This is a genomic window from Arthrobacter sp. HMWF013 (genome assembly GCF_003061105.1).
In the GTDB taxonomy this organism is placed as follows: Bacteria; Actinomycetota; Actinomycetes; order Actinomycetales; family Micrococcaceae; genus Arthrobacter.
Genome location: NZ_QAIQ01000551.1, coordinates 1 through 4,190 on the forward strand (window position 1 = coordinate 1; position 4,190 = coordinate 4,190).

General features: G+C 65.2%; 5 protein-coding genes. 2 read left to right on the forward strand and 3 right to left on the reverse strand.

Going from position 1 to position 4,190, the window contains the following annotated elements; all coding sequences use genetic code 11:
• Positions 1 to 61: 61 nt before the first annotated feature.
• Positions 62 to 1,489, forward strand: a complete 1,428-nt coding sequence (locus tag DBR22_RS18845; protein WP_108600257.1) for a PhoH family protein — start codon at positions 62 to 64, stop codon at positions 1,487 to 1,489.
• Positions 1,490 to 1,607: 118 nt separating this feature from the next.
• Here the strand turns inward: DBR22_RS18845 and DBR22_RS18850 are convergent, their stop codons facing one another.
• Positions 1,608 to 2,252 carry a GNAT family N-acetyltransferase gene (locus DBR22_RS18850; RefSeq protein WP_108600259.1) on the reverse strand — a complete coding sequence of 215 codons (645 nt, stop codon included), beginning with the start codon at positions 2,250 to 2,252 and terminating at the stop codon, positions 1,608 to 1,610.
• Positions 2,253 to 2,342: 90 nt separating this feature from the next.
• Positions 2,343 to 3,137 carry a hypothetical protein gene (locus DBR22_RS18855; RefSeq protein WP_181365245.1) on the reverse strand — a complete coding sequence of 265 codons (795 nt, stop codon included), beginning with the start codon at positions 3,135 to 3,137 and terminating at the stop codon, positions 2,343 to 2,345.
• A 61-nt stretch (positions 3,138 to 3,198) separates the two neighbouring features.
• Here DBR22_RS18855 and DBR22_RS18860 point away from each other — a divergent pair, with 61 nt between their 5' ends.
• Positions 3,199 to 3,756: a prepilin peptidase gene (locus tag DBR22_RS18860; protein ID WP_108600258.1), complete on the forward strand. Its 558-nt coding sequence runs from the start codon at positions 3,199 to 3,201 to the stop codon at positions 3,754 to 3,756.
• An 81-nt stretch (positions 3,757 to 3,837) separates the two neighbouring features.
• On the opposite strand, the gene DBR22_RS23975 is transcribed toward DBR22_RS18860, so the two are convergent.
• Positions 3,838 to 4,190: hypothetical protein (locus tag DBR22_RS23975; protein ID WP_181365246.1), on the reverse strand; the 353-nt coding region annotated here is incomplete at its 5' end.

Consider the following 4,190-nt stretch of genomic DNA (forward strand, 5'->3'; position numbering starts at 1 on the left):
CTTCAGGCCGAACCGCCTCACCAATAACAATTCCGGGCGTGTGCCCGGGGCTGGAGTCGATGTGGCTACTTCTGAACTACTGCCCGAGGCCGTTTCCGCGGGACAGAAAGCTACCTCTCGCGCCACGCGAGCTACCCCAATAACCGGTTCAGCAGATGAACGATCTGCGGCCGGTTTTGTTGTCTCCGGAAGGGAAGCCACCATTAGCAGCTTCGTTATTGACACGTCCGTTCTGCTCTCGGATCCGCGGGCGCTGCTGCGCTTCGCTGAGCACGAAGTCATTGTTCCCATTGTTGTCATCACGGAACTTGAGGGAAAACGGCACGACCCCGAACTCGGCTACTTTGCGCGCAAGGCGCTTCGGCTGCTCGATGATCTCCGGGTCAAGCACGGCGGCTTGAGCCAGCCCATCCCCATCGGGGACGACGGCGGCACGCTCATGGTGGAACTGAACCATGTTTCCGCTGAGGTACTGCCGCTGGGGTTCCGAAGCGGCGACAACGACAGCCGCATCCTGGCTGTGGCGAAGAACCTGGCCAACGAGGGCCGCAACGTGACGGTGGTGTCCAAGGACCTGCCCATGCGCGTCAAGGCATCCGCCATGGGGCTGACAGCCGACGAGTACCGCAACGAACTGGTGAAGGACTCCGGCTGGACGGGGATCGCGGAGGTGGAGGCCACCGAGGAAGAGGTCTCCACGCTCTACGGCCACGAACCGGTCTTCATCCCCGCCGCTGCCGAAATGCCCGTAAACACCGGCCTGGTGATTCTCTCCAACCGTGGCTCCGCCCTGGGCCGGGTTGGCTCCGACAAACAGGTCCGGCTGGTCAAGGGGGACCGTGACGTCTTCGGCCTGCATGGCCGTTCCGCTGAGCAGCGGCTGGCCATCGACATGCTGATGGATCCCGCCGTCGGCATTGTTTCCCTGGGCGGCCGGGCCGGCACCGGCAAGTCCGCTCTTGCCCTGTGCGCCGGCCTGGAAGCCGTCCTGGAGCGCCGTGAGCACCGCAAGGTCATCGTGTTCCGGCCCCTGTACGCAGTGGGCGGCCAGGAACTTGGCTACCTGCCGGGTTCCGAGTCGGAAAAGATGAACCCCTGGGCACAGGCGGTCTTCGACACCCTCGGCGCCCTGGTCAGCCAGGAAGTGGTGGAAGAGGTCATGGACCGCGGGATGCTGGAAGTCATGCCGCTGACCCACATCCGCGGACGCTCCCTGCACGACGCCTTCGTGATCGTGGACGAAGCGCAGTCACTCGAGAAGAACGTCCTTCTCACCGTGATGAGCCGCATCGGCCAGAACTCAAAGATCGTCCTCACCCACGACGTCGCCCAGCGCGACAACCTGCGCGTCGGACGGCACGATGGCATCGCCGCCGTCGTCGAAACCCTGAAAGGACACCCACTCTTCGGCCACATCACCCTGACCCGCTCCGAGCGCTCGCCCATCGCAGCCCTCGTCACGGAACTCCTGGAGGGCGCCGAGATCTAGCCTTCCGGTGGGTGCCCGGGCCAACCCTCCCCAGCGTGCTGGTTCCTCCGTCGCTTTTGACGCACGTTGCCGGAAGGCTGACCCGGGCACCTCCGGCAGCAGGAACCGCGTACTCTTGCTACGCCCCGAGGAACTTGGCGGCTGCTTCGTGGCCTTCCACCTTTACGGTCCAGTCCGGGCGCCTGAAGGTTTCCGGGGTGACACGGACATTCTGGACTTCCTTCATGACGCCGCCCCACGACTTGCGGGCGACCCCGTTGAGCTCGTAGCCCAGCGCGCGCGACACGCCCAGTGAGGCGGCGTTCCAGACGGCGGCTTCCGACTCCGCCACCTCTCCTCCCAGCCAGTCAAACGCGTAAAGCACGACGGCGGCCCGCATCTCCTTGCCCAGGCCCTGGCCCTGGGCGGACTGCCTGAGCCACGAGCCCGTGCTCACGGTCTTGAGCGTTGCAAAGTCCTTCGCTCCAATGTCCTGGCAGCCGATGAACTCCCCGTCGTGCCAGATCCCCAGGAGCAGTGTCCAGTCCTCAGCGGTGAATCCGCCCCGGCAGCGCCAGTACCACCGTGCCATGTTGGGCCCCAACTCCTCATCCGGAAGTTCAGTCCAGGGCATGCTGAAGGGATTCCGGCCCTGGGGATGGATTCCACTGCGGGCGGCAGCGACCGCGGCAGGTATGTCGTCGTCGGTGATGGGCCGCAGCACCAGCCGGGGTGTGGTCAGCGTGAGGCCAAGGACGGGCCAGAGAGAAGTCAGCGGGGTCATCAGGGAAGCGTAGCCCACTGTCCATCAGTGCCGGCCGCAAGCCGTCCTGGTGTCGCCGGCGCCCGTGGGGGACCCGGTCCTCCGTTGGTCTCAGGCCGAAATGTCCCAACTGATGTGGCGCCGGACGTCCGTGAGGTTCATGGACTCCGCCAGGAAGAGATCGTCCAGCATGTACTCGTCGACCGCGATGATTCGAAGCCAGTGTCCGTAGTCCGGCGTTGCGGATTCCAGAGACTGGCTTGCCACACACACGGCCGTCTCAAGGTCGATCCTTACCCGGTTCCTGCCGGGCTGGCATAGCGGGGCGGCAGAATCAGCGGGCCGGTAGGAGACTGTTGGGGTGACAAGAGCCTCCAGTGCCGGCCGTCCCTCGTGCTCGATCCGCCGGACTTCGCTGATTTCCAGCGGGTTGCTGCCCGGAAATTCCAGGGGCACGGGAGCGTTGCCGGCCAGCTCCACGGGATCGAGGGCAGCCGAAAAGCGGCCGTTACCGAAGCCTGGTTCGCCGTACGCCGCCTCGGGGCGGCGCCTGACCAGCCCGCCGTCGTCGTAAACCGGCGCCACCAGCTGCGGGGGAAGCAGCCACGACTTCCGCGTGGCGCTGATGTAGAGCCCGTCCTTGGAATCATTGATTCCAGTTGTGCTGTGGAGGACCAGTCCGTCCGAGGTTTCCAGCCGGAGCGCGCCCGGCCTGCGCAGCCACGCGCGGACCAGCGGCGCATCGGCGTCGGGGGCCTCGGGAAATGGTTCGTCCCAGTATTCGAAGCGAAGGCTCTGCCATTTCCAGGGTGAAGACCTGCAGAGATTCCGGAACACCGTGGTCAGGTCCGCGGCAGGTTTGCCGCTGTCCGGATCCGGCCGGCGCCTGGTGTCCCATGTCGACATATCCACAGTTTACGCGTGGGCGCTGCCGCGTGGACCGGCGGAATCCAGTAGCATCCGAGGGGTGATCCGACGACTGGACGAACTTTGGGATGTGGCCCCGCTGGCCTTCTGGCTGGTCCTGGCAGCGTGCCTCTATTTTGTGGTGATGGCTGCCCGGCTGACCGTCATCGACGTGCGCCACCACCTGTTGCCCAACCGGATCGTTTTTCCGTCCTACGCAGTGGCTGGAGTGCTGCTCGTGACGGCCGCTATCGTCCTCGTGGTGGCCGGCCCCGGGGCCCAAGGGGCTGCACTTGAGGGTGGCGCAGAGATCCTGGGCGTGCCGGCACTGCGCATACTCGGCGGGGGAGCGGTCCTCTGGGTCTTCTATTTTGTCCTGCGGCTGGTCTATCCGCCAGGAATGGGATTCGGCGACGTGAAACTGGCCGGAGTCCTGGGAATGTATTTGGGCTACCTCGGCTGGGGCCACGTCTTCGCCGGCACCTTTGCAGCTTTCCTGCTGGGTGGACTGTGGTCCATTGCCCTGCTTGCGGCACGACGCGGCACCCTGAAGTCATCCATACCGTTCGGTCCGTTTATGCTGGCCGGTGCGGCTGCTGCCATGTTGCTGCCCGCCTGAGCGCCGCGAAGCTCGCGCTAAACGCGACGTGGTCACCCGATCACCAGCCTGTTGGCTGTACTGAAGCATCGGTTTCCCGGGTTATCCACATAGGCCTTTGTTCGCACCGAAATTGTCGGTGCCCGGCGGGATGATGGGGGTATGGAAAGTACGACGGCGGATGGGGTGTTGGAGCGCATCATGGCCTCCGCCGCTGGCCGTGCCGTAGTCGCTGGCCCCGTCGTAGCCGCTGACTGTGCCGTTGCCGCTGGCCGTGCCGTTGCCCCGTCCGCGTGCCTTGGTAGTTCCGGTGGCGGTGACTGTGATGACGGAGCCAAGGATGACGTAGCCCAGGGTGAGGTGCTGTTTCCGTCGGATCCTTTGCGCCGGCGGAAGGATGATTGCCTGGACCGGTTGGCCGGGATTTCCCGGCTTGAGGCCCGGACCGCGGCGGA